We start from the raw sequence: 24,887 nt of genomic DNA on the forward strand, positions 1-24,887 counted from the left end.
GAAGTGGAAAATTTCTGGATCCAAGTGCTAGGATTCCAACATGGTTTTCGTCCCTGTTTTATTTTGAAAAATTTAACACCCCGGATTTTGTTGATTTTTATGAACTGAGAATTAGGCCAGGAATTGATCTCATTTTAATGGGCTGTTCAAGGGAGATATTAAGATGACATTATGACATGTATAGGATTTGGGTATTGGTTGTTTTTTGCGCTGTTCAGGTTGTCGGATTTATTGATTAAAAATTAATTATATTATTATGCCAAAAAAAACGACTTTTGCACAAACGATTTTTGGACCAATGTAGGATAATAAAATAAAGGAGGCGTATGGAAGAATTAGCAATGCTTGTAGCACATGTTGAGCAATTGATTGAACGTGGAGATCATACTGAGCTTGCGGATTATTTGAACGAACTAAATATTTCGGATGTTGAAGAATTGATTGATGAGCTTCCTGAATATGGCCCCCTGTTTTTAGAAACTTTAAGTCTTAAAAGAGCGGTCAATGTGTTCCGTATTTTAGACTTCCCCACCCAAGAAAGAATACTCAAAAAATTACCGGCTTCCAAGATCCGAGAGCTCCTAAACGAGATGCCTCCGGATGACCGTACTTCCTTCTTTTCGGAACTGAAAGGTGATGTTGTAAAAAGGCTCATTATTCTGTTGACTCCCGAAGAGAGAAAGGAAGCGCTGTCCTTGCTTGGTTACCCTGAAGATTCGGTAGGACGTCTGATGACTCCGGACTACATTACAGTCAAGGAACATTGGACCATGCCTCGCGTGTTGGATCACATCCGTCGATACGGTTCGGCATCTGAAACAATTGATGTCTTATATGTGATCGACTCGGATGGAAAACTGATCGATGACGTTCGGATCAAGGACATTCTTTTGGCGGAGCCAGATAAGGTGATTGCCGACTTGATCGACAACCGCTTGATCTCTTTGCATGCCGATGACCCGCAAGAAGATGCCGTGACGATTTTCCGGATGAACAATCGAGTGGCCCTTCCGGTGGTGGATGAACAGGATATCATGTTAGGTATTGTGACGATCGATGATATCTTATGGGTGGCCAATGAAGAGTATACCGAAGACATGCAGCGTATCGGGGGTACCGAGGCCTTAGATGAGCCTTATTTGGATGTTTCGATCTTTCACCTAGTGAAGAAAAGAGCAGGATGGCTTATCGTGCTGTTTTTAGGCCAGCTGTTGACTTTTAATGTGCTTCAGCACTACGAGGCCAAGTTCACTACCGTTCTTGTCTTGTTGATGCCTGTAATCATGTCTAGCGGGGGGAACTCCGGTTCTCAAGCATCCACCCTGATCATTCAAGCGATGGCGATGGGTGAAGTGACCCTTCGGGATTGGTGGATGGTTATGAAGCGTGAAATCCTTTCGGGTTTGCTGCTTGGTATAATCTTAGGTGTTTTAGGTTTCATGAGAATTGGGGTTGAGGAAGTATTCAAGGATACCTATGGTGATGCATGGTACCTGTATGGGGCGGCAATCGGGAGTTCTTTGGTCGGCGTGGTTCTTTGGGGATCATTGGTCGGGGCGATGTTGCCATTCATACTTCGTCGGTTTGGGGCGGATCCAGCGAGTTCATCAGCTCCCTTTGTATCGACTATTGTCGACGTAACGGGCTTGGTGATCTACTTTAGCTTCGCGACCTATATCCTGCGAGATGTTCTGTTTAATTAATTCTAATTGGTTTTGAATAACTTGCGATAAATCGCCAAAAAATATTTGCACTTGTCGGAGAAACTTCCGATAATTGCATCACCGAAAACGAAAGGGACGGTTTAAACTCCTGAATAGCTCAGTTGGTTAGAGCATCTGACTGTTAATCAGAGGGTCGCTGGTTCGAGCCCAGCTTCAGGAGCCCAAAAAAAAGATCTGCAAATATTTTGCAGATCTTTTTTTTTAGTATTTAGTAAAAAGTATTTAGTATTTAGACCTAGGTCGGCTTATCTATCCAAATATTAAATATTACTACTGAATATTTGAAAAGTAACTCTTCTAGACCTTTGTCCACAATAGTGGAAAGTCTAAATACTCAAAAAGTAATTCTTCCAAACCTTTGTCCACAATACAGGAAAGTCTAAATACTAAATACTATATACTAAATACTAAACTCTGTAATACTCTTCCCATCCTCTTGCTGGAGGAGGTCCATAAAGCATTTCATTGGCGAACTTGTCGTTGGTAATCTGTTTGGTTTTTGGATCGAACTCAATTCTGTTGTTCATTTTTTGAGTGATGACTCCAAGACAGAAGACTTGGCTGAGTGGTCCGGCGATTTCAAAGGATGACCTGGTCTTTTCCGTTCCTTTGCAGGCATTCAGGAAATTTGCAAAGTGGTTTGAAGGACTGGCGGGAACTTCAGGAAGTTTTGACGCCATGTCCTTGGCTTTGGTTTCTGGAATGATGGACAGGGTACTGGCATGTGATCCGCCTTTGAAAATTAAATCTTTGGAATAGATTATTTTTCCAGGATTTAGTTTCGCGGGTTCAATTTTTCCAGTACTTGGTGGTGGAATGTTTGGATCCAATCCAGAGACACCATAACCTTCCGGAATCTGTGGCAGGTTGGTAAGTCCATCATACCAATTGATGTCCACTGCAGGCATATTCTTTCTTTTTGGAAAATGGAAGTTCAGGGTCGAGGACATTGGAAAGAAATAGGAGTTATGTCCCTCCAGGGATTTTGCCTCAACCACCGTCGGTAATCCAAGTTCGAGGAATTCATGGGAGGTATCTAAGATATGGGCTCCCCAATCTCCTAAAGCGCCCATTCCAAAGTCAAACCAGCAACGCCATTGACCGTTTACAAAGTCTTTGTTATAATGATGGCCAAGGGTCTGCATTTGCCAGATTTCCCAATCCAGGGTCTCCGGAATTCTTTCTGGGTATGGGAATCCTGTGATGTTGGGATCCCAGCCATGCCATCTTCTTGGGCTGTTCATATGGGCGTCGATGCGGGTGACATCTTTGATGATGCCGGCATCTTTCCAGGCCTTAAACTGAAAGTAATTGGCTTCAGAGTGGCCTTGATTACCCATTTGGGTGGCAAGCTTCGGGTTTTTCCTAGCTTTTTGCATCATCAGCTCCACCTCATTGAAGGTTCTTGCCATAGGTTTTTCCACGTAGACGTGCTTTCCTTGGTCCAGGGCCTGCATGGTAATGGCAAAATGGGCAAAGTCAGGCGTTCCAATGGCAACAGCATCGAACTGATTGCCCATTTCATCAAACATCTTTCTGAAATCCTGATACCTTGGCACATTAGGGAACATCTTGATGATTTCCTGGGTTTGTTTTGCGCCCATGTCCACATCGCAAAGTGCGACAATATTACATTGTCCGGTTTTGTAGAGTTCCTTGATGATTTCGTTTGCTCTATTTCCTATTCCTACGCAGGCAAGATTAACTCTTTCATTGGCACTGGCAAGTTTTACTTTCCCCAGTACACTGTTGGAAAGTAAAACTGCACCTCCTGCCATTATGGACTTGCTGATGAAGCTCCTGCGTGATAAATAATGATTCATATTTATTGACAGCTAATGGTTATTTTGTTTTGTTGATTTTTATTGATCGGAACGATACTTCGTCGCCATGGTCCTGAAGCAGGATATGTCCTTCCGAAGCTTCCCCGAATTTATCCCAGTCCTTGTATTTGCTGATTGCCACCAAATCCTTGAATTCCTTAGACCCTCGCACATAGGATAAAACCTTGACACCGTTGAGGTAGTAGGTCACCTTGTTGTCTTTGTCTACCAGCACACGGCCGCGGTTCCATTCGCCAATTGGTCTTGTGGCACCTCTACCTTTATCGGATGTGATTAGATCATACAAGGAAGCAATGGTGCGATTTCCATCTCTTCCTAATTTTGCATCAGGATGCTTCGCATCATCCAAGATCTGATACTCCAGTCCGATGGCCGATCCTGATGTTTTTTCCGCCAGGGTGACAAAGTATTTTACTCCGCTGTTAGCACCCGGCGTAAGTTTAAATTCAAAGGACAGGTCAAAAACGCTGAACTTATCCTTGGTAATGATATCCCCACCATTGGTAGATTCGCCGCCATCGGATTTCTGTACTTTGATGATGCCATCCTTGATTGACCAGCCTTTTTCAGGGAAACTTTCTCCCTTAACACTTCGCCATCCATCGGAGTTCTTGCCGTTGAATAGCAATTTGCTGCCGTTCTTTTGCTCTGTTGCACTTAATGCATTGGGAGTAAGGTTTACTATGTATTGGCCTTTTGGATAAGGGCTAGGCTTAAGGTTTTCAGTCTTGATCTTTATGTTTTTGAAATAAACCTTTTTTCCATCCAATTCAGCGGGAATGCTGTGGACCTGTAAACCAATGAAGCCAGATGCATCAACGGTATCCACGACATAAGCTGCAGGCACGCCATTAACCCAAGAACGAAGTTCATTGCCGATGGCTTCGATACGGATATGGTTGAATTCATCCTTTTTGTATGCAGCTTTTGAAGGCTCATTTAGGTCCAATGGATAGATCCATCCTCTTCGCCCTTCATCGTAGACACCGCCTGCCCAAGCACGTGGGGAAGGATCGATCTCGATCTGACGGCCATAGACCCGTCCTTTTCCATTGTTGGCATTGGGGTCGATATGGCTTCTCGTTTGGATTCCGGAATTGGTTTTATCGCCTTCCAGTTTGATATCGAGTTCAAGGATGAAGTCGCCATACTCTTTTTCTGTGATCAGAAAGGAGTTTGGGGTTCCTTTGGTCATTCTTCCAACTATTGCTCCGTCTTCAACGGTATATGGTGCAGCACCACCCGCGGATTTCCAACCAGCCAAAGTTTTTCCGTCAAACAGAGGTTTAAAGCCTTTGCTATCGCTGGATTGGGCATTTGCCTGAGGGGATAGTAGTAGGGCGAGCCCTACTGAGGAGATGGATCTGATAATTGTTCTTCTTTTCATTGATTGTTATTTTATGGTATTCAACATGTAATTTTCCCTTATTCTGCTTTAGGGCCCAATACAGTACCTTCATCAGGCACGATTAATGGTTTTTCATTTCTTTCCGCACCTGGGTAGCCAATGTTCTGGTTGATAATTCCCTTTAAGTTGGTGTTGATCGCTCCAGCTGGTACCGGCCAAAGGATATGGTGAACGGATATTTTGTATTCTGCCCATTTATGTTTTACGCCTTTGTTGTAGAAATTGCTTTTTGCTACCACCCGGTCATACCAGAAATTCACTCCATTTTGTTTGATGTTGGAATTGGTTCCGCCTGGTCCGCTGATGTTTTCAAGGCTATAGACCCTTCCTCCAAAAATTTCACAAGGCTTTCTGGTCTTAGCATAGGTATATGACATCCGGACCAATTCTACGTGCCTGTTTTCTTCGTAATAAAGCTCCCTTGCGCGTTCATCAAGGATTTCCCCGATATTGACATCTCCAGCCTGTATAGGTGTGGCACCGGCTCTTGTTCTAACTTCATTAAGCGCATTTGCAGCCATTCCTGGTTGGTTTTTCCAGTAATATGATTCCGCTAAAAGCAAATAAACTTCTGCCGAACGATATACATACCAAGGAGTTTCACCGCCTGTCCAAGTGGAGCTCAAAGGGTCTGGTACAAAAACCTTGTAATGTGGCCAGGAGAACCAAAGACGGATGGTGTCTTCTGGGCTCATACTAGGGCTTTTGACGAAGTTTTTTCCATACCATTGACTACCCTTAGCTTTTAGGTCAGGACTGTTGTATTTCAAGTCTTCCATGCGTTTCCAGCTGTTCATATTGTGGATGCCGCGTAGGTCGTTCTTTTCTTTGTCGGCTCTCCAGATCGAGTTGCTGAAATACCAAGTAGGTCTCAACCTACCAATTCCTCTTCCATAGGATTTGTTGAGGTCCATGGATGGGTCGGTTTCGCCAGGGGCCAAGTTTACATTGGTTCCTGTTTGGCCATCTGGTGTTTTGATATTTCCATTATTCCAGAATGGAACCGCATTACGCATAGTTTCGATTCTTGCCGAACCCTCTGCTTCTGGATAGGCTACCACATACATTAGACCTTCGGTATTGCTCATGTCCAGTTTTGCTTCAACGCTGTGCAGATCAAACATCAAGTTTGTATTGGGTCTGTTTTGGTTGACGGTAAACCTGTTCCTCATCAATGGGTGTTTGGCTACTACTTCGTTTCCAACTTTGATGGCCAGGTCAAAGTCCTCAAGTGCCATAGCTACTTTCATCAATAGGATTCCACAAGCTGCTTTCGAGGTCCTTCCTCGATCAACTATTTCTGGTACCCATTGGTAGGCGAATTCTAGATCTTTTTTCAGTCTTTTCAGGATGCTCCAGCGATCGTAAGAATAGAAATCATATTTAGGTTCGTTGATTTCCCAGTCCAGGAAAGGGACGTCTCCGAATTGATGAACCAATTTGTAATAGCGATAAGCGCGTTGGAAATAGGCAGCACCTAGGATAGCATTCTTTTCAGCATCATCCTTGAAGGTTGCATTGTCTATTCTGGCGATCACCGTATTGGCATATTTGATCCCTTTGTAGGCTTCATACCAATACCAACCCACACGGGTGTTGTTTTCATGGTTAAGCTGTGCATCCGGTAGGAGTGCGATGTCCATGTTCATTTGAGGACCGGCTTTATCCGTAGTTCCTTCAACAGCCACATCGGATTGGATGATTTCGGTCAGGATAGGTGCACCATCACCAAAGAATTCATGACGCATATTACGCTCGCAGGCGGTCAGCGCCGAGTAGAGTCCTTCAGGTGTAGATAGGGCGACTTCAGGGGCATAGAAGGATAGGGGTTGAGGTTTTAGCCAATCTTTGCTACAGCTTTCCATCAAGGCGATGGAAGCAGTGCCAAATAAGCCGATATATAATAGTTTCTTATAAGTTTTCATGATCAATAGGTTATAGTGAGAAATTAAGGCTTAGGTTGTAGGTTCTAGGAACAGGAAATCCTTCTGGGTCACCAAATTCCCAATGTGGAGCCCACATGGCGGCATTTCTTACAGAAGCGGAAATCCTAAGGTTTCGGATGCTTGCTTTCTCCAAGATGTTGGAAGGCACCAAGTATGAAAGAGAAATATTCTCTAGCCTCACAAAGGACTTGTTGATGTAATTTGATCCGATATTCTTTGAACCGATTCTCGCATAATCATCGATAGGGTTTTCAGGAGTCCAACGAGGCATCACATAATCAGTGGTTCGGTCAGCGAAGTTACTGTTGTTTGCAGCACGGTTGAATCCATCAGTTTGTCCCCAATTGGAGTAAATGAACACAGAAAGGTTGAAGTTTTTATAGTTGAAGTCATTTCTCCAAGACCAACGGAAGCGCGGTGTTTTGTATCTTTGGAAGATACGGTCAGCATCAGTCATCACGCCATCACCATTCTGGTCAATATATTTGAAATCTCCAGGTTGTAATCCGAATTTTTCGGCCTCCTCAATTTCATTTTGTTGCCAGATTCCTTGTCTTTCGTAATCCCAGATACGGTCAGGGTCTTGTCCGATAAACCATCTGTTCTTGATGTCATCTGCTTCTTTTTGGCCAATAACATTGCCGGCATCATCTTTAATGTCTACCATGTCGCCATAAAGCGTTACGATCTTTCTGCGGTTTAGCATGAAAATGAAGTTAGAAGACCAGTTAAAGGTTTCTTTTTGGATAATGTTTCCCGTTAAGCTCACATCGATACCATGGCTTTTAAGTTCTCCTAAATTGGCTGCTACGCTGCTGAAACCTATGATTTCAGGTAGTTCGCGGTCCACTAATAGGTCATGGGTTGTTGCGGTATACAGGTCAATTGCACCAGATAGGCGGTTCTTGAACATCGCGAAATCCAAACCTAAGTTGTAAGAAGCTTTGTTTTCCCATTTTAGCCCCAGGTTGGCCATGCGGTTCACATACAATTGTGAGCCTAGGTAAATATTTCCTTTGGAGTCAATATATGGATGTAAGCCTGAGGTCATATCAGAAAGTGCGTCATACTGTGGGATATCGCGGTTACCATTTCTTCCCCAAGTCAATCTTAGTTTTCCGTAGTCTAACCAAGATTTAGTTCCCTCCATAAATTTCTCATTCGTGAAATTCCATGCGAAGGCCAGTGCAGGAAAAGTTGCCCGAGGGTTTTGAGAACCGAATGCAGAGTATCCATCACGACGTACCGATGCGGTGAAAAGGTAGGTGTCTTTGAAAGAGTAGAATAAACGGCCCATTAAGGCATCCCCCGTACGGTAAGTGTCATCACTTTCATTCAAAGGAACCGTTCCGGCCTGTATTCTATGCCAGCCTAAGATATCGCTAGGAACGAAATTGGAAGCCGTGGCTTTGGTTCTCCAATATTGACCTTTTTCAGCATTTTGAAGTAATGTAACCTCAAAGTTGTGATCTCCAAAGGCTTTTTTCCAACGCAGGACGTTGTCAATCTGCCAGTTGTAGGTCCTGAAGAAGGAACGTTCTGCAGTTCCACCCTTAGCTGCCCATTCAGGGTTCAAGGAAGAATCGTGATTGTAGTATTCTCTCCAAATGAATGATGGAGTAAAATTGGATTGGATTTCAAATCCATAAGGCAAGGTGATAACGCCGTATAGCGTTGCATTTAAAGTGTTATATCGATCCACACGGTCTCTGAACATATTATCGAAGAATGGGTTTACTGGAGTAACATCGCCAGTAGGCAATCTTCTATAAAGGCTGTTTGGATCATCGATATTGTTAGAACCATATGGAGGGATAATTGCTGATTGTCCCCAATCTGCCTGTAGGAAACCTTCGTTTCTGGCAGCAAAGTTGGCGTTGGTTCCAACTTTCAAGAAGTTGGTGATCTTGGATTCCAAGTTGATCCTAGTCCTGAAGTTCTTGAATCGGTTTCCAACGATAAAGCCTTCGCGGTCTACATGGTTCAAGGAGAAATAGTAGTTTAGGTTATCCGTTTTATTGGAAATACTTGCTGTATAATCTTGCTGGATTCCTTTGTGAAAAACTTGGTCTTGCCAGTTGGTTTCTTTCCCGATCAGGTAATTTTCAATTTCAGGAGATCTCATTTCTAACCTTGCTAACCAAGAGCGGATCAATTGTTCTTCCGTAACGGTTGTTGCAGGGTCTTTTTGGTCATAGTTATACCATGCCAATTGATCTACATTTGTCAGTTTTCTTGGATCCACAAACATTTCAGGATATTTGTCGTGGTAATCTTGGGCTCTTTTACCCATTTCATAATCATAACGATAGGCTAAGAATTCCTGTCCATTCATGACTCTCGGCATGTAGGAGTTTTCTACGAAGCCAAAATTGCCATTCAAAGTAATGGTTGGTTTTCCGGAAGCGCCGCGTTTGGTAGTGATCAATACGACGCCATTTGCTGCCCTTGCACCATAAACTGCAGTCGCACTTGCGTCTTTTAGGATGTCGATGGAAGCAATGTCATTTGGGTTGATGTCAGCAAATGTTCCATCAAAGATGACCCCATCTACTACGTTGAGTGGGCTAGCACCAGCTTTTAGGGTTCCCCGACCTCTTACTAGAAGATCAGCATCGCCCTTCGCTGTATTTCCTTGGCTGATTACAATACCTGCAGCATTTCCTCGCAATAGATCTTGGACCGATCTAGGAGCTTCTTTTTCGAGCTTTTCGGCTTGTACAGAAGCAACGGCACCAGTAAGGTCCTTTCGTTTTTGAGTACCATAACCTACCACAACGACTTCATCTAAGTCTTCTGCTTTAGGTTGTAAAGAAATCTGCAAATCTTGACTGTTGATTGAAACGGTCTGTGTATTGAAGCCCGTGTGGGTAATTGTCAGGGTTCCTCTAGTACCGTTTATTAATTCCAGTTCAAATTTTCCGTCTCCATCAGATAAGGTTCCATTTTTTGTACCTGTCTGCATGATGCTGGCTCCTTCAACCGGAGTGCCATCCGTGGATTTGACGGTCCCTCGTATGAGGTTTTGGTTTTGCTGTGAAAAACAGGGGTCTGCAGAGAGCAGAATCATCCAAAACGAGAATAGGATGAGTAAAACATACTGTTTTGTCATAATTTAAAGAGTTTAAGGTTTACATTGCATTTTCCATTTCGAAAGCTTGGTAAATAGGCTTAGGAAGCGGAAAATGGAGTTAGATAATGAATGATCTGTAATGGTTTATATCACAATAATAACCAATAAAGTAACTGACTTTGCTAAACCGATATATCTTTATTTACGAAAACGTTATAGTTGAAAAATGTGACTGAGCGAGGTGGTTTTTAGTTGATTATCAGGGTTTTGTATGTTTTTAGCTATAGATTTGGAAGGTCGATCAAAAAACTGTGCTTTCCATGATTTCATAATAGAGTGTAGGTCTTATTTTAAAAATAATTATATTGTGGAATCAACTTATCCATTATAAACAATTTATGCTATTACTAGGGATTGACTTAGGGACCTCTTTTATTAAAGTTTCCGTGTTGGATGCACAGACCGGGAAACGGATTGTTTCTGCCCAATATCCGGAGACGGAATCTGAAATCATATCGCAGCAAAAAGGTTGGGCTGAACAAGACCCGGAACTTTGGTGGCAAAATACCAAGAAAGCCATATTGAAAGCCAATGCTAGTGGCCAATATGATCCAAAGGATATCGCTGCCATTGGAATTGCCTATCAGATGCATGGCCTAGTTGTGGTTGATAAGGGCCAGAAGGTACTGCGCAATTCCATTATTTGGTGTGACAGTAGGGCTGTGGAAATTGGAAACGAGGCTTTCCAGTCTTTGGAACCAAAAGGTTTTCTAAGATCCCATCTTAATTCTCCGGGTAATTTTACGGCATCAAAACTGTCTTGGGTAAAGAACAATGAGCCTGAATTGTATGAAAGGGTTCATAAGTTTATGCTTCCAGGCGATTTTCTATGTATGTGCCTGACTAAGCAGATCAATTCCAATCCGAGTTCCATTTCTGAGGGTATCCTTTGGGATTTTGAAAAAGACGCACTATCAGATACTTTATTGGATTATTATGGTATAGATCGGTCTTTAGTGCCTGAGGTGCAAGCAATCTTTTCAAACTATGGTTCCATCGATAAGGGTGTAGCAGCTGAGTTAGGTCTATCGGAGAAGGCTATAGTAAGCTATAAAGCGGGGGATCAACCTAACAACGCATTATCCCTAGGTGTAATTGATGCAGGGGAGGTCGCTGCAACGGCCGGTACCTCTGGTGTGATCTATGCTGTTGCGGACCATTTAATTTTTGATAAGCAATCAAGGGTGAACAGTTTTGCCCATGTCAACCATAGTAAAGACCAAAGTAATATCGGTGTGCTATTATGTATTAATGGAACCGGTATCCAAAATAGTTGGATCAAAAAACTAACAGCTCAAGGTTTGGATTACGATCAGATAAACCAAAAAGCTGCTGAAGTTGCTATCGGTTCTGAAGGAATTGTGGTATTGCCATTTGGAAATGGTGCTGAACGTATGCTGAACAATAAAACTGTCAATGGCCATATCGAGAATCTCGATTTTGTGCGACATGATGCTTCCCATATTTGGCGTGCAGTCCAGGAAGGGATAGCCCATTCGTTTCGATATGGCCTAGATATCATTAAGGAAAATGAAATCCATCCAACGGTTATTAAGGCCGGTTATGCCAATATGTTCCTGAGCCCCGTGTTTCAACAATCCTTTGCCGGGGTAACCAATGTACCAGTCGAACTTTATGAAAATGACGGAAGCGTTGGGGCGGCGTTAGGAGCAGGAATTGGAGCACAGCTGTATAAAGATAAAAAAGAAGCATTCTCGGGCTTGAAAAAGATCAAGACCATCGAGCCTCAGCATAAGGATATCTATAATGACCTCTATTCAAATTGGAAGGAAAGTTTATTACAGAAATTATAATCAACTATAAATATGAAAGTTTTAATTGGAGAAAAAGAGTATTTCAAGAATATCGGGCAAATCAAGTACGAAGGCTTGGATTCCGATAATCCATTGGCATTTCGCTGGTATGATGCTAAAAAAGTAATCGGCGGAAAGACTATGGAGGAGCATTTTAAATTTGCATGTGCCTATTGGCATTCATTCAACGGAAACGGAGCGGATCCTTTTGGTGGGCAGACCCATTTCTTTCCTTGGGATGAAAAATCGAAAACACTAGATCGCGCAAAAGATAAGATGGATGCCGCTTTTGAGTTTATGACGAAATTGCAATTGCCATATTACTGTTTCCATGATGTAGATTTAGTGGACTATGGTAATGATGTCAATGAAAATGATTCCAATCTAGCGGCAATCGTCGAATATGCGAAGGAAAAACAAAAGGAAAGTGGAATTAAGTTGTTATGGGGTACAGCCAATCTATTCAGCCATCATCGTTATATGAATGGTGCTTCCACCAATCCTGATTTCCATGTATTGGCGCATGCTGGGGCACAAGTAAAAGCAGCTTTAGATGCAACCATAGCCCTAAAGGGAGAGAATTATGTGTTCTGGGGTGGTAGAGAAGGTTATATGTCCTTGTTGAATACCAACATGAAACGCGAACAGGAGCATTTGGCAAAATTCCTACATATGTCAAAAGATTATGCTCGTAAAAATGGTTTCAAGGGAACATTCTTTATTGAGCCGAAGCCATGTGAACCAACAAAACACCAATATGATTATGACTCCGCGACGGTCATCAGCTTCTTAAGGCAATATGATCTTTTGGATGATTTTAAATTGAACATTGAGGTTAACCATGCAACATTAGCTGGCCATACTTTCCAACATGAATTACAGGTTGCTGCTGATGCAGGCATGTTAGGTTCAATCGATGCCAACCGTGGTGATTACCAAAACGGATGGGATACCGATCAATTTCCAAATGATCTGAATGAATTGACAGAAGCGATGTTGATTATTTTGGAAGCAGGTGGCCTTCAAGGAGGTGGAGTGAACTTCGATGCGAAGATCAGAAGAAATTCAACTGACCCTGAAGATTTGTTCTATGCTCATATTGGCGGTATGGATGCCTTTGCTAGAGCATTGGTAACAGCAGATAATATCCTTCAGAAATCTGAGTTCAAAAAAATCCGTAAGGATCGTTATGCAAGTTTTGACAATGGAAAAGGAGCCGAATATGAACAAGGGAAGCTGACTTTGGAGGATTTGAGAAGCTATGCGGTAGAGAACGGTGAACCAGAAATGAGAAGTGGAAGACAAGAATTCTTAGAGAATTTAGTCAATCGTTATATTTAGTCGATCGAATTGATAAGATAATTTTCGTTGGATATGAGTGGATTACGTATTGAAAGGCCTTTTTATTAATAAATTTTCAATTTTTTGTTTGTGTATTAATTATTAAAAACCTATTTTTGTACCACTTTGAAGATGAGGGCAACCTTATCAATTCGAATTCCTGAATAGCTCAGTTGGTTAGAGCATCTGACTGTTAATCAGAGGGTCGCTGGTTCGAGCCCAGCTTCAGGAGCAAGATAAAACAGCCGGCCAATCGCCGGCATTTTTTTTATAACATAATTTATATCCATGAGTTTAGTAATCGTTGGAACAGTTGCTTTCGATGCCATTGAAACCCCATTTGGCAAAACAGATAAAATCGTAGGTGGAGCAGCAACATTTGCTGGATTAGCAGCATCTTATCTATTCCCAGATGTTAAATTAATTTCTGTAATTGGTGAAGACTTTGGCGATGATAACTTAAACATCATCAAATCAAGAGGTATCAATGTTGAAGGTATTGAAGTAATTCCTGGAGGGAAATCTTTCTTCTGGTCTGGAAAATACCATAATGATATGAACAGCCGTGATACATTGATCACTGAACTGAACGTATTGGCAGATTTTGATCCTAAAATCCCTGCTTCTTATCAAGACTGTGAATATCTGTTGTTGGGTAACTTGACCCCAGCGGTACAGATGGCAACTTTGAAACGTTTGGATAAGAAACCGAAGTTAGTGGTATTGGATACCATGAACTTCTGGATGGATGTGGCATTGGATGAGTTGAAAGAGGTGTTGAAGAAGGTTGATGTGTTGACTATTAACGATGCTGAAGCAAGACAATTGTCTGGAGAGTACTCATTGGTGAAAGCAGCAGAGAAGATCCTTCAGATGGGACCTCAGTACCTGATCATTAAAAAAGGTGAGCACGGAGCTTTGTTGTTTGGGGAAGGCCAGATCTTTTCAGCGCCTGCCTTACCATTAGCCGATGTATTTGATCCAACAGGAGCCGGAGATTCTTTTGCAGGTGGTTTTATCGGATATTTAGCAAAGCTACAATCCGTTAATTTTACCAATATGAAGAACGCGATTATTTTTGGGTCTGCTTTGGCCTCTTTCTGTGTGGAGAAATTCGGAACAGAAAGATTGCAGAATCTGAGCAGTGAAGAAATTTCGGAGCGTATTCAGGAGTTTGTAAAACTTTCAAAATTCGAGATAAGCGAATAAGCTTATCTCGAATTTCTTTTTAGGCTTCCCTTAAATTAGCATAAAAGTTTTAAGGGGATATGGCTTAATCTACATAAACCTTTAATAATATTTTTTTTCGGATGTTTTAAAGAGAATTAATTCTCTTTGAATTTATATGCAGTAAGAGTCTTTTTCATGGACTTTCTTGCTACATGTATCCTTGTTTTTACTGTTCCTATTGGAATCTGCAGATGGTCAGATATTTCATGGTATTTATAACCTTCGAAATACATGGTGAAAGGAACATAATATTCATCGGATAACTTGGAAAGAGCATAGTTGATGTCTTCCATGATGAATTTGTTTTCACCATTGTTCTTTGCTGCAGATACAACTAGGTTAATTTGTGAGATTTCTTCCTCCTTTGTGATAAAGGAATTCGTTTTTACTACGCGACGGTAATTATTGATAAAGGTGTTCTTCATAATGGTATAAAGCCAACCTTTCAAATTGGTTCCGTCCCTGAAGTTCTTGAAGTACGTGACGGCCTTGAGTAAGGTGTCCTGTACTAAGTCGTTAGCATCTTCATGATCACGGGTGAAGTTTCTGGCATAACTTCGAAGTGATTCAGAGTGCTTAACAACGAGTGAGTTGAATTCGATCTTGTTCATACAATTAGCGATTATAGTATAGTTAAATGATGCGATGTGTTTCAGGCTAGAGCCTGATTTAAGCTGAACAACCGAAAAAATTATTAAGCCATAATATTTCTACGCTACTATGTACAATTCTTGTGCAGTAAATTAATAAAATTGTGGATATCGATATTTTAGTGGAAGGAATTTTCGCAATACGAAAGTGGATTAAAAACCTGTATCGGCTTTTATTGTATTATAATCGATGATTATTGTTTTATAATAAAAAAAATATCGGAGTCACGAAAATGTGGAAAACTTTTATAGTATGTTTACTTCACGTTCTAAAAGTACTCCAAACTGTGTATTGACATCGTCCACTATAGTAGACGATACTTCAAATATTTCATTACCAGATGCTTTTCCGATGTTTGTGAGGACTAAAGCTTGATTTTTCCACACGGCCACCTGTCCAACCGATTTTCCTTTCCAGCCACATTGCTCAATCAGCCAGCCAGCCGCCAGCTTCTCATGGTCGGGGTCCATGGTATAATGTACGATATCGGGAAATTGTTTTTGAAGTTCTGAAAATTGTGCTTTCGTGATAATTGGATTTTTAAAAAAACTGCCTGCATTGCCGATAGTGGAAGGATCAGGAAGTTTTTCAACGCGGATATAGGATACCACTTCTGCGACATCTTTGATGCTTGGGGTATTAATTCCCCTTTTCTCCAATTCACTTTCAATGGCTCCATAGCTCGTATTGATCTTTCCAAACAGCTCAAGTTTGTAGGTCACACTGCAGATTATGAATCTACCCTTGTATTCCCTTTTGAAAATACTGTCACGGTAGGAGAATTGGCAATCTTCATTGTTGAAGGTGATAAACTCTCCAGTTTTACAATCAAATGCACGGCATGAATAGAAGATATGCATCAATTCCTGTCCATAGGCACCGATGTTTTGTATAGGGGATGCTCCAACCGTCCCTGGAATCAGGGCCATGTTTTCCAAGCCTGGGAAATCGTGGTCTATACAGTACCAAACGAGGTCGTTCCAAACTTCTCCGCCAGCAGCAGTGACGAATACCTGGTTTCCTTCAATGAAATGTTGTATCCCTTTATTGGCCACATGCACGATGAGCCCTGGATAGTCTTTGGTGAAAAGTACATTGCTTCCACCACCTAAGATGAAAAATTCGTTTTCAAAAGCTCCTGCAGAAAATAAGTCTATTAAAACCTGCTCATCTTCTACTTTAATATATTGATTTGCCATGGCCTCAATACCAAAAGTATTTAGGTTTTTTAGGGATTTATTCTCTTGAGTTGCGTTTTTCATTTTTTTGACCGAATCCTTTAAAAGTTCGAAAAATTAATCTATCTTAGTTTACAAGGCTGTAAAGATAGGTAAACGGCAAATTATAAACTAATTTTATTATGTATGGCAAAAAATGCAGATGCGAAAAGGGTGAAGATATTGGAGGCGGCAAAGCGTAGGTTTGCACATTATGGATTAGCCAAAACGACCATGGCAGAGATTGCCCAAGATCTTTCATTTTCTAAAGCCTTACTTTACTATTACTTTCCTGATAAAAACAGATTATACGCCGCAGTATTTGAAATGGCGGTTGATGAGATCGTGAATGAAACCACGGAAAAAATCTCCCAATCCAAAAACGTCAATGAAGCTATGGACGCTTTCCTATGTACCAGATTGCGCATTATCAAAGACAACTTTAATCTGTTCGAATTCAGTTATTCGCTAAGAAATGAGATGCCACCCGATATTGAAGCAATCTTACCTTCTCTTTTCGAAAAGGAGATCAAACAGGTATGCCTCGTATTGAGAAAAGGGTTGGAGACCAAAGAGATCGAAGTGGAAGAAATAGAAATAACCGCCAAGATTTTATTGATTTCTTTATTAGGGATGCGTATCGGTATCCTGCAGGAATTCAAGAATCTTTTCCTGCCACCATCCAAAGAAGAGTTTGATTATATCCTGAACCTTCAGAAAAAATTGGCGAAAATCTTCATCAATGGCCTAAGAGTTTAGGTTCTTTTCAACAATATTCTTCACAATGAGATGAGCATGGATCCTAGAGTTTTCTATGAACCATAAGTGCGTATTCAAACCTCCGCAAACCACTCCCGCTAGGTAAAGGTTTTCCACGTTTGTTTCCATCGTTTCGGGATTATGCGCTGGAATACAAGGAGCTGTTGTAGGGACCTCGATGCCGACCTTTTCAATGAATTCAAAGTTGGGTCGATAGCCTGTCAGTGCCAAAACAAAATCATTTTCGATACTGATCAGTCCTTTCGGAGTCGAGACTTGAACTTCTCTTTCCCCTATACTTACAATATTTGATCGGTAATGGACCTTAACCTCTCCATTGGCAATGCGGTTCTCAATATCGGGACGGACCCAGTATTTTACTCTTGGACTTACTTCCTTGCCTCGGATGATCAATGTAACATCTGCACCTTTTCGATAGGTTTCAAGTGCTGCATCAATGGAAGAATTGCTGGCTCCAACGACAATGACTTTCTGATTAGCATAATAATGGGGGTCATCATAATAGTGCCTTACCTTATCCAAGCCTTCGCCCGGTACCCCCAGATACATGGGGATATCATAAAAACCTGTAGCTACGATTACATTTTTGGCTCTATAGATCGATTTTGTCGTGGTGACCTGAAAAGTTCCATCAATTTTGTTGATGGTCAATACCTCTTCAAATAAATGGGTTTTTAAATTGAACTTCTTTTCTACCCGACGATAGTATTCCAGAGCTTCGGCACGTCTGGGCTTAGGGTTGGTTGTGACAAAAGGTGTGTCGCCGATCTCCAATCGCTCCGAGGTGGAGAAAAAAGTCATGTTGATCGGGTAATTGTATAAGGAGTTTGTCAAACAGCCCTTTTCAATGATTACATGGCTTAAGTTGTTTTTCTTTGCTTCAATTCCACAGGCGATCCCAATCGGACCTCCGCCTACTATCAATACATCAATTAAGTTGTCCATTAGCCATTTCTATTTGTCCAGGATGGATAGCACTTTCTTTCTCCATCACATCCAAGGTAGATTTGTATAAATCTGAGGAAATTTTATTTAAAAATTGCAATTGTTCTGTAATTAATTTGGTTTCCACGGGGTTCAAGGTTTCAGGCGTAATCTCGGGAAAATCACTTACAGGAATAAATTCCTCTGCACCTTTGATGGGAACAGCCTCGATAGATTTGCTGACATTCTGAAGCACCTTTTTTAGGAGTATCAAGTGTTCCTTGGTGTAGTTTGTATCTGTAGCCTCCGTTAATTGCGTGAGCAAGGTAGCTCCATAGGAGGAAAGGATATGGTTTAAGATCACCAATCTATTGACCTCTTTGGTGCTCTTTTGCCTCCATTTAGGTTCAGAAAGCATTCTCTGGAATGTAGAACCCATATTGGCAGATGCAATGTAGAGTTCCTTGCGCGAAAGCTTATAACTGGTCACCGTGATCTCTTCGCCTGATAAAATCCTAACCGCCTGAGCGAGGTATTTATAATTGGCAATCAACAATTGCCTGATATTGTTCTTGACCTGAAAACTTTCCCAATTTGGAAAAATAATATAACTCGATAAGAAGGCGATCATACCACCCAAGAAGGTGTCGAAAATCCTTTCCTTAGCAACCTCAAAAGTGTTGAGTCCTGAAAAGCTCAGCATAATCAAGACGTATGGCGTCATGAACATGACTGCCATAATATAATTGACCCGGAATAGGCTATAGGCAATCAAGAAAAAGAATATCAAAATAACGAACCTGGCCACTTCTGAATGCACGGTCATCAAGATTATCGCGCCAATGATACCCCCTATGATAGTCCCTAAGAGCCGTTGGAAGTTCCTTTCTTTGGTCAATCCGAACCCGGGTTTCAAGATCACCATTATGGTCAGTAATATCCAATAACTTCCCATGGTGCCGATATTGAAAAAATCCAGATTGAAAACCACATAGGTAATGGCCATTACGATAGCCATCCGTAGGGCGTGCCGGAAAATACTCGAATTGAAGGAAAGGTTATCCTTCAGTTTCCTCAAGTCAATATGTTCGGTTTGTATAAACTTAGATGCTTCCTCGATTTCCTGTTTCTTGATGTTGTTCGGTCTTACAACTGCATAATTATAGATGTTATGGATAAAAATGCTGATGTTCCTCACGCTGATCAAGATCTTTTTCAGCGGGATACTATTGATGTTTTCTTTTTTCTCGAGCGCATCGATGGAGCGCATGATGTTTTCAATATCCTCCTTGAAATTGTAAAGAGGCTTTGGAACACGGTTGGCATTCAATTGATAGGCCAGATGGTCCAATTCATTTGCTGTCTTAAGCAATAGATGCTTAAAATCCTTTAAGATACCCGTATGACCATATTCCTTCCTGATCAATTCATAATCATAATGCGTGGTCATGGACTGTTCGAATAGATCCACTACATCATTAAAGGTCAAGGTCAGGTACCGGCCAATTTTGGTGGTATCCTTGATGGATCTTTTGCTTTGGAAAAGAAGGTCGCGCACATTTTCCTGATGCTCATGGACTTCAATCTGTTTGTCGATGAGTTTAGTGTAGTTCTCATCAATAGATTTATGAATATCATAGAAATTGGCGCGCAGTCTAATGAAATCACCTACGTGCCTTATGGTTTCTGAAAGCTCCTGTTGGGCCAATCGATAGGGTCTAGCTTGGGTAATCGAGAAACTGATGAGCATATACCAAATAGCACCAAGGGAGAAATAGAAGAGGAGCATGATCTCCTCTTGGAAGCTGTTCACGTCATCTACATAGATCAGCATGATCAGGATTCCCATTGATCCCACCGTGGCTGCCCGTGCATTGAAGACGGCAAACATGGAATAGGTAAAACAGAGAAAACCCAATACGATGGCCATGATCCAAATATTTCCATTGGCTAGGAATGTGATGAACTGGGTCAGGATACATACGATTAAGCAAGCGATCATCCCGGTCCTACGATGCGACGGAGCTCCAGGTGTGTCGGAAAGCCCCACTAATAAGGCTCCCAGAGAAATATAGGTTCCCAACAGGAATTTGCCCAAAGAGGCACAGATCAAAATGGGAACAACACAACCAATGGTAATGCGAAGACCGTCAGCAAAATACTGACTGTAGAAGAAATTGCTTAATTCTTTGGTTTTTTTCATGTTTTGTCGAAACAAAGATACGTAAGCACTGGTTAAATAATGGAGTAAAATGCATGAAATTCAATAAAATCTTTAATTATCCAAGCGATTGAACCCATGTTGTAAAAATTTTAATGATCCGTTCCTTAAATTGAGGAAATAGGAGATTGATTTTTAAATTTTCACATTTAAATACGCAGTCAACATTATCAAAATAGCAATTTTTTTGTTTAGTTAGTGTAAATAATACAATTAGTTATTTAAAAAGATATTAAAATGATATATTTGTGTTTGTTCACAAATCAACTATCACAAATCAAGATACGTTATTTACTATGAGATTAAGCCAAAAGACAATAGCTTTTCAGAATGAAGTCCTCACGAGGTTCGATTTATATAAAAGTTTGTTCTTGACTTTACCTTTTCAAAGGGTAAAGCATACGGGGACTATTCTACCATTTTTTACGACCCATTGTGAAAAAGGAGTGGAGGAGCATTTATCGCCTGAGGTTATCATCGATAGTTTCTTCGGTCAATATGAACAGTACGTTCAGGAAGATGACCGTCTGGACTTGTTATTTCGCATTGTTCAATATATAGAACGTCAGGTTGTATTATTTGATGCGGTGGAAGATTCTGCCTTCAGGGCCGTTGGGAAAAGCGATGAAACCGGCGGATTGGAATCAATTTTCAATCTGGCCCAGACAAATCCCCAACTGAAGAAACAGGTTGTTTCCAGGTTGAAAGATATGTCCGTTAGGTTAGTTTTGACCGCACACCCGACCCAGTTCTATCCTGGTCCAGTGCTGTCCATCATCAATGACCTGATTGATGAACTCAAGAAAAACGATATTCCAACCATACACCTGTTGCTTCAACAATTAGGGAAAACACCATTTATCAATAAACAAAGTCCGACGCCGGTTGATGAGGCCATCAGTTTGGCTTGGTTCCTTGAAAACGTTTTTTATAGCGTGGCATCGGGAATCGAAGCTAAAATAGAAGATGAGCTGGAAATCAATCCTAAGGATGTCAATCACCTTATCGAGCTAGGATTTTGGCCCGGTGGTGACCGTGACGGGAATCCAAACGTTACCTGGGAAAGCACGAAAAAAGTGGCAAATCTGTTGAGAACCATTCTCTTTAGATGTTATTATCGTGATTTCAGGATTGTAAAAAGAAGGATTACCTTCCGTGGGGTGGAAAAATATATGGAAGAGCTTCAGGAGCTGTTCTATGAAAACAGCTTCAACCCAAGTGATAAGCCTGTCGATGAAACAGAAAGGATCTTGCACAACCTGACCGAGATCATTCGCGTTCTGAAAGAAAACCATGATGGACTCTTTGTAGAGATCGTGGAAGATTTGAGACGTAAAGTCCAAACTTTCGGCTGCTATTTCACGACTTTAGATATCCGCCAAGACAGTAGTGCCTTGCGAAGTACCTTTGATTGGTTGGTTAAAACCTATCCTAAAGAGACCGGCATTAAACTCCAAGAGATTGAAGGCTCGGAAGAGGAGAAGGAAAAGCACATCAAATTCACTGAAGCAAACCTGGAATTGCAGGATGGAGTAGATCCACTTGTCGAAGATACCATCAAGGTGATCCGATTGATCAAGGAAATCCAATCCACAGGTAGTGAAAGAGCGGTTCAACGCTTTATTATTTCCAATTGCCAACAGGCATCTGATATCTTGGGCTTGATGCAGCTATTCCTATGGGAAGGCTGGACCAAGAAAGACCTGACCATGGATTTTGTCCCTCTATTCGAAACCGTAGATGATCTGAAGCATGCAGCCGATGTAATGCGCAGCTTATATTCAAATCCCGTGTATGCTGCTCACCTGAAGAAAAGAGGAAACAAACAGACCATTATGCTGGGATTCTCCGATAGTACCAAGGATGGTGGTTACCTGATGGCCAACTGGTCGATCTATAAAGCTAAGATCGAATTGACAGCCATTTCTAGGGAGTATGATGTGGATCTGATATTCTTCGACGGTCGTGGTGGCCCTCCAGCGCGTGGCGGTGGTAAAACGCAGCGTTTCTATGCTTCTATGGGTAAGGAAATCGAAAACAACCACATTCAATTGACGATTCAAGGTCAGACGATCAGTAGTCAATATGGCTCGTTGGATTCTGCAAAATATAATATTGAACAATTGCTTCATGCAGGGTTGATCTCTGATCTGCAGCAAAGGGTAGGCGATACCTTGACTGCAAAGCAGAAGGATGTAATCGATCGCATGGCGGCAGAGAGCCATCAGAAATTCTTGGAATTAAGGCATCATCCCTTGTTCCTGAAATATCTGGAAACCTTAAGTCCATTGAAATCACTTTCCAGCATGAATATCTCCAGCAGACCGATGAAGAGAAATTCCGGTAGGGAACTAAGGTTGGAAGACCTCCGTGCCATCAGTTTTGTGACTTCATGGAGCCAGTTGAAACAGAATATTCCAGGGTTCTTTGGTGTAGGTACGGCTTTGCAATGGGCAGAGGACAATAACCTTTGGTCTTACGTGAAGAACCTGTATGAAACTTCAGGTATGTTCAATACGGTAATCGACAACTGTATGATGTCCATGACCAAGTCCAATTTTGACATCACGTCCTATATGAAAGACGATGCAAGATTTGGAGAATTCTGGACGATGTTGAAAGATGAATTCGATTTAACCAAGAAATATTTGTTAAAACTGACCGGTATGAAAGAATTAATGGAAAATTATCCAGTGGAAAGAGCTTCTATTTTAGAGAGAGAAAAAATTATCCTTCCATTGTTGATCATCCAACATTATGCCATCCGTTTGCTTGAAAAGCAGAAAATGGAAGAGTCTAAAGCAGAAACATACCGGAAATTAATTGGCCGTACCATTTATGGAGTGGTGAATGCAGGAAGAAATTTAGCTTAGATTGATTTTGAATTAGATAGAAATAGGCATTAATAGGGATATTTTTTTATTTTTGTGTGTTTTTAAAATAATAAAGCGATGAAATTAAATACATTATTAGTTGCAGCAGTTCTTGCAAGTACTTCTTTATCTTCTTGTGTTTTCAAAACGGCTGAAGAAAACCAATTGAAATACACACATACGACATTGGTTGATGGTGATGCGTATGCTTTCTTCAGACAAGTAGGGTCCATCGCACCTTATGAGGTATCCTACGCAGAACATGTAGCTACAGTGGGTAATGCACAGGCAAAAGATGCTGCCGCTAAAACTGCTAAGTTTTTCTCTGATATCCTTCCTAAGATGGATTCATTGGCTACTAAATACCATGTTGATTTCCCAATCCTAGGAACGGAGAAATTCACAGGTGAAGTTCAAGAAAATATTGCAGTTGAACCGAATGAAGCTCCAGTTGTTGTTAATGATTCTACTACCGCAGATTCTGCAGCTCCTTTGGCTTTACAACATGCTAAAGTTTATTCTGACCAAGAGTACTTAAGCCATATCCAACATCAAGTTGCTTTGGTAAAAGAACAATTCAGAAGACTTTCTCGTAATACCAATAAAGATTTGCGTGATTTTGCACAATCCCAAACAGAAACTGTTGCTCAGTTGTTTACTGCCGTAGGTGGTAAAGCAGATGCCCATGCGCATCACTAAGCAAAGATAAATGACAGAAAACAAAATAGTTACAGGTATATTGTCGTATGGAATGTCCGGAAGGGTATTCCATGCGCCATTTATAGAGGTTAACCCAAACTTCGAATTAAGAGGAATTGTAGAGCGTTCCAAGAAATTGGCGCAGGATAGATACCCAAATATCATCAGCTATGATTCAGTAGACGATTTGATCAACGATCCTGAGATTGAACTGGTCATTGTCAATACCCCAAACGATACCCATGTTGAGTTCGCGTTAAAAGCTCTGAAGGCCGGCAAACATGTGCTGATCGAAAAGCCTTTTGCACCAACTGCACCGGAAGCAAATGTGCTCTTTAAGGTGGCTAATGATATGGGAAAACATATCCTACCTTTCCATAACCGCCGTTTTGACGCCGATTTCCTGGCACTGAAGAAGGTCATAGAAAACAATGAGGTTGGGCGTCCAATCGAATTGCACATTCGCTTTGACCGCTTTAAACCAGAGCTGGGGCCAAAGCTGTTTAAAGAAACTAAAATCCCAGCATCAGGGGTCATTTACGACCTCGGTTCACACTTACTTGACCAGGCCATTTCCTTGTTTGGGAAGCCTAAAGCGATGACCAAGGTCCGGGGTGTTTATAGGCCAGGATCCATCGTGGATGACTATGGTTGTATTATCCTGAATTATACCTCTGGCTTGAATGTTTATATCACAGCTAGTCTATTAGTGGCCAACTCTCAAGCTAGTTTTGTGCTCCATGGCACCAAGGGTAGTTTCATCAAAAATAGAACCGACGTACAAGAAGCACAATTGATCGATGGGATGCTCCCAAATAATCCTGCCTATGGAATCGAGCCTGAAGGAATGGAAGGGGTCTTGACCAGCCCGGATGAAGAAGGTAATTTGGTTTCTAGGTTTGTTCCCGCAGAATTAGGGAATTACATGGGATTATTCGATGAAGTCTATCGCACAATTCGGGAAGATGAACCTTACTTTGTCACTAAAGACCAAATTCTTTGGCAGTTAGAGATTCTAGAACCAAATAAATAAAACTTCTATTTAATATAAAGTTTACATTTAGTTAATTTAGGATTTTTAA

16 protein-coding genes and 2 tRNA genes are annotated in these 24,887 nt (G+C 41.3%); 10 read left to right on the forward strand and 8 right to left on the reverse strand.

Annotated elements, in window-relative coordinates; genetic code table 11:
* Positions 1-326: 326 nt before the first annotated feature.
* Together mgtE and RT138_RS13815 are read left to right on the forward strand one after the other, a co-directional pair.
* A complete protein-coding gene (mgtE, locus tag RT138_RS13810; protein ID WP_313191165.1) occupies positions 327-1,703 on the forward strand; it encodes a magnesium transporter in 1,377 nt (458 codons plus the stop codon).
* Positions 1,704-1,810: 107 nt separating this feature from the next.
* Positions 1,811-1,884, forward strand: a tRNA-Asn gene (locus RT138_RS13815).
* 247 nt (positions 1,885-2,131) lie between these two features.
* On the opposite strand, the gene RT138_RS13820 is transcribed toward RT138_RS13815, so the two are convergent.
* Genes RT138_RS13820 through RT138_RS13835 form a run of 4 tightly spaced genes read right to left on the reverse strand, consistent with a single transcriptional unit; the run spans position 2,132 to position 10,034 of the window.
* On the reverse strand, positions 2,132-3,547 hold the full coding sequence (locus RT138_RS13820) for a Gfo/Idh/MocA family oxidoreductase (protein WP_313191166.1): 1,416 nt from the start codon (positions 3,545-3,547) through the stop codon (positions 2,132-2,134).
* Between the two features lie 19 nt (positions 3,548-3,566).
* Positions 3,567-4,955, reverse strand: a complete 1,389-nt coding sequence (locus tag RT138_RS13825) for a DUF1080 domain-containing protein (protein ID WP_313191167.1) — start codon at positions 4,953-4,955, stop codon at positions 3,567-3,569.
* 38 nt (positions 4,956-4,993) lie between these two features.
* Entirely contained in the window at positions 4,994-6,901 is a 1,908-nt protein-coding gene (locus RT138_RS13830) for a RagB/SusD family nutrient uptake outer membrane protein (protein ID WP_313191168.1), read from the reverse strand.
* Between the two features lie 10 nt (positions 6,902-6,911).
* Entirely contained in the window at positions 6,912-10,034 is a 3,123-nt protein-coding gene (locus RT138_RS13835; protein ID WP_313191169.1) for a SusC/RagA family TonB-linked outer membrane protein, read from the reverse strand.
* A gap of 359 nt (positions 10,035-10,393) precedes the next feature.
* Between RT138_RS13835 and RT138_RS13840 the strand changes: the two genes are divergently transcribed.
* The 4 genes from RT138_RS13840 (at position 10,394) to RT138_RS13855 (ending at position 14,419) form a co-directional block, all read left to right on the forward strand.
* A complete protein-coding gene (locus RT138_RS13840; protein WP_313191170.1) occupies positions 10,394-11,869 on the forward strand; it encodes an FGGY family carbohydrate kinase in 1,476 nt (491 codons plus the stop codon).
* Positions 11,870-11,881: 12 nt separating this feature from the next.
* The gene (xylA, locus tag RT138_RS13845) at positions 11,882-13,210 is read left to right on the forward strand and encodes a xylose isomerase (RefSeq protein ID WP_313191171.1); all 1,329 of its coding nucleotides are present in this window, start codon (positions 11,882-11,884) and stop codon (positions 13,208-13,210) included.
* Positions 13,211-13,368: 158 nt separating this feature from the next.
* A tRNA-Asn gene (locus tag RT138_RS13850) sits at positions 13,369-13,442 on the forward strand.
* Positions 13,443-13,498: 56 nt separating this feature from the next.
* Positions 13,499-14,419 (forward strand): PfkB family carbohydrate kinase, encoded by a 921-nt coding sequence (locus RT138_RS13855; RefSeq protein WP_185214045.1) that lies wholly within the window; start codon positions 13,499-13,501, stop codon positions 14,417-14,419.
* A gap of 116 nt (positions 14,420-14,535) precedes the next feature.
* Here the strand turns inward: RT138_RS13855 and RT138_RS13860 are convergent, their stop codons facing one another.
* Positions 14,536-15,051 (reverse strand): sigma-70 family RNA polymerase sigma factor, encoded by a 516-nt coding sequence (locus RT138_RS13860; RefSeq protein ID WP_313191172.1) that lies wholly within the window; start codon positions 15,049-15,051, stop codon positions 14,536-14,538.
* Positions 15,052-15,336: 285 nt separating this feature from the next.
* On the reverse strand, positions 15,337-16,353 hold the full coding sequence (gene murB, locus RT138_RS13865) for a UDP-N-acetylmuramate dehydrogenase (protein ID WP_313191173.1): 1,017 nt from the start codon (positions 16,351-16,353) through the stop codon (positions 15,337-15,339).
* A gap of 102 nt (positions 16,354-16,455) precedes the next feature.
* Here murB and RT138_RS13870 point away from each other — a divergent pair, with 102 nt between their 5' ends.
* Complete coding sequence (locus RT138_RS13870; RefSeq protein WP_313191174.1) at positions 16,456-17,067, forward strand: TetR/AcrR family transcriptional regulator; 612 nt, start codon at positions 16,456-16,458, stop codon at positions 17,065-17,067.
* Here the strand turns inward: RT138_RS13870 and RT138_RS13875 are convergent.
* Entirely contained in the window at positions 17,056-18,033 is a 978-nt protein-coding gene (locus RT138_RS13875) for a YpdA family putative bacillithiol disulfide reductase (protein ID WP_313191175.1), read from the reverse strand. The genes RT138_RS13870 and RT138_RS13875 overlap by 12 nt on opposite strands.
* On the reverse strand, positions 18,017-20,215 hold the full coding sequence (locus tag RT138_RS13880) for an FUSC family membrane protein (RefSeq protein WP_313191176.1): 2,199 nt from the start codon (positions 20,213-20,215) through the stop codon (positions 18,017-18,019). The genes RT138_RS13875 and RT138_RS13880 overlap by 17 nt, the downstream gene beginning before the upstream one ends.
* Before the next feature lie 314 nt (positions 20,216-20,529).
* Between RT138_RS13880 and RT138_RS13885 the strand changes: the two genes are divergently transcribed.
* The 3 genes from RT138_RS13885 to RT138_RS13895 all read left to right on the forward strand — a co-directional run bounded on the left by RT138_RS13885 (position 20,530) and on the right by RT138_RS13895 (position 24,838).
* Positions 20,530-23,106: a phosphoenolpyruvate carboxylase gene (locus tag RT138_RS13885; protein WP_313191177.1), complete on the forward strand. Its 2,577-nt coding sequence runs from the start codon at positions 20,530-20,532 to the stop codon at positions 23,104-23,106.
* Between the two features lie 78 nt (positions 23,107-23,184).
* The gene (locus RT138_RS13890; protein WP_313191178.1) at positions 23,185-23,805 is read left to right on the forward strand and encodes a hypothetical protein; all 621 of its coding nucleotides are present in this window, start codon (positions 23,185-23,187) and stop codon (positions 23,803-23,805) included.
* A gap of 10 nt (positions 23,806-23,815) precedes the next feature.
* The gene (locus RT138_RS13895; protein ID WP_313191179.1) at positions 23,816-24,838 is read left to right on the forward strand and encodes a Gfo/Idh/MocA family oxidoreductase; all 1,023 of its coding nucleotides are present in this window, start codon (positions 23,816-23,818) and stop codon (positions 24,836-24,838) included.
* Positions 24,839-24,887: the final 49 nt, after the last annotated feature.

The organism is Sphingobacterium sp. (genome assembly GCF_032065005.1).
Lineage (GTDB): Bacteria > Bacteroidota > Bacteroidia > Sphingobacteriales > Sphingobacteriaceae > Sphingobacterium.

Bases quoted from the DNA above. Each gene is read 5' to 3' on its own strand.
- RT138_RS13880 (WP_313191176.1), bottom strand. From the start codon at position 20,215: ATGAAAAAAACCAAAGAATTAAGCAATTTCTTCTACAGTCAGTATTTT.
- RT138_RS13875 (WP_313191175.1), bottom strand. From the start codon at position 18,033: ATGGACAACTTAATTGATGTATTGATAGTAGGCGGAGGTCCGATTGGG.
- RT138_RS13885 (WP_313191177.1), top strand. From the start codon at position 20,530: ATGAGATTAAGCCAAAAGACAATAGCTTTTCAGAATGAAGTCCTCACG.
- murB (WP_313191173.1), bottom strand. From the start codon at position 16,353: ATGAAAAACGCAACTCAAGAGAATAAATCCCTAAAAAACCTAAATACT.
- RT138_RS13820 (WP_313191166.1), bottom strand. From the start codon at position 3,547: ATGAATCATTATTTATCACGCAGGAGCTTCATCAGCAAGTCCATAATG.
- RT138_RS13895 (WP_313191179.1), top strand. From the start codon at position 23,816: ATGACAGAAAACAAAATAGTTACAGGTATATTGTCGTATGGAATGTCC.
- RT138_RS13870 (WP_313191174.1), top strand. From the start codon at position 16,456: ATGGCAAAAAATGCAGATGCGAAAAGGGTGAAGATATTGGAGGCGGCA.
- RT138_RS13890 (WP_313191178.1), top strand. From the start codon at position 23,185: ATGAAATTAAATACATTATTAGTTGCAGCAGTTCTTGCAAGTACTTCT.
- RT138_RS13830 (WP_313191168.1), bottom strand. From the start codon at position 6,901: ATGAAAACTTATAAGAAACTATTATATATCGGCTTATTTGGCACTGCT.
- RT138_RS13855 (WP_185214045.1), top strand. From the start codon at position 13,499: ATGAGTTTAGTAATCGTTGGAACAGTTGCTTTCGATGCCATTGAAACC.
- mgtE (WP_313191165.1), top strand. From the start codon at position 327: ATGGAAGAATTAGCAATGCTTGTAGCACATGTTGAGCAATTGATTGAA.
- RT138_RS13860 (WP_313191172.1), bottom strand. From the start codon at position 15,051: ATGAACAAGATCGAATTCAACTCACTCGTTGTTAAGCACTCTGAATCA.
- RT138_RS13825 (WP_313191167.1), bottom strand. From the start codon at position 4,955: ATGAAAAGAAGAACAATTATCAGATCCATCTCCTCAGTAGGGCTCGCC.
- xylA (WP_313191171.1), top strand. From the start codon at position 11,882: ATGAAAGTTTTAATTGGAGAAAAAGAGTATTTCAAGAATATCGGGCAA.
- RT138_RS13835 (WP_313191169.1), bottom strand. From the start codon at position 10,034: ATGACAAAACAGTATGTTTTACTCATCCTATTCTCGTTTTGGATGATT.
- RT138_RS13840 (WP_313191170.1), top strand. From the start codon at position 10,394: ATGCTATTACTAGGGATTGACTTAGGGACCTCTTTTATTAAAGTTTCC.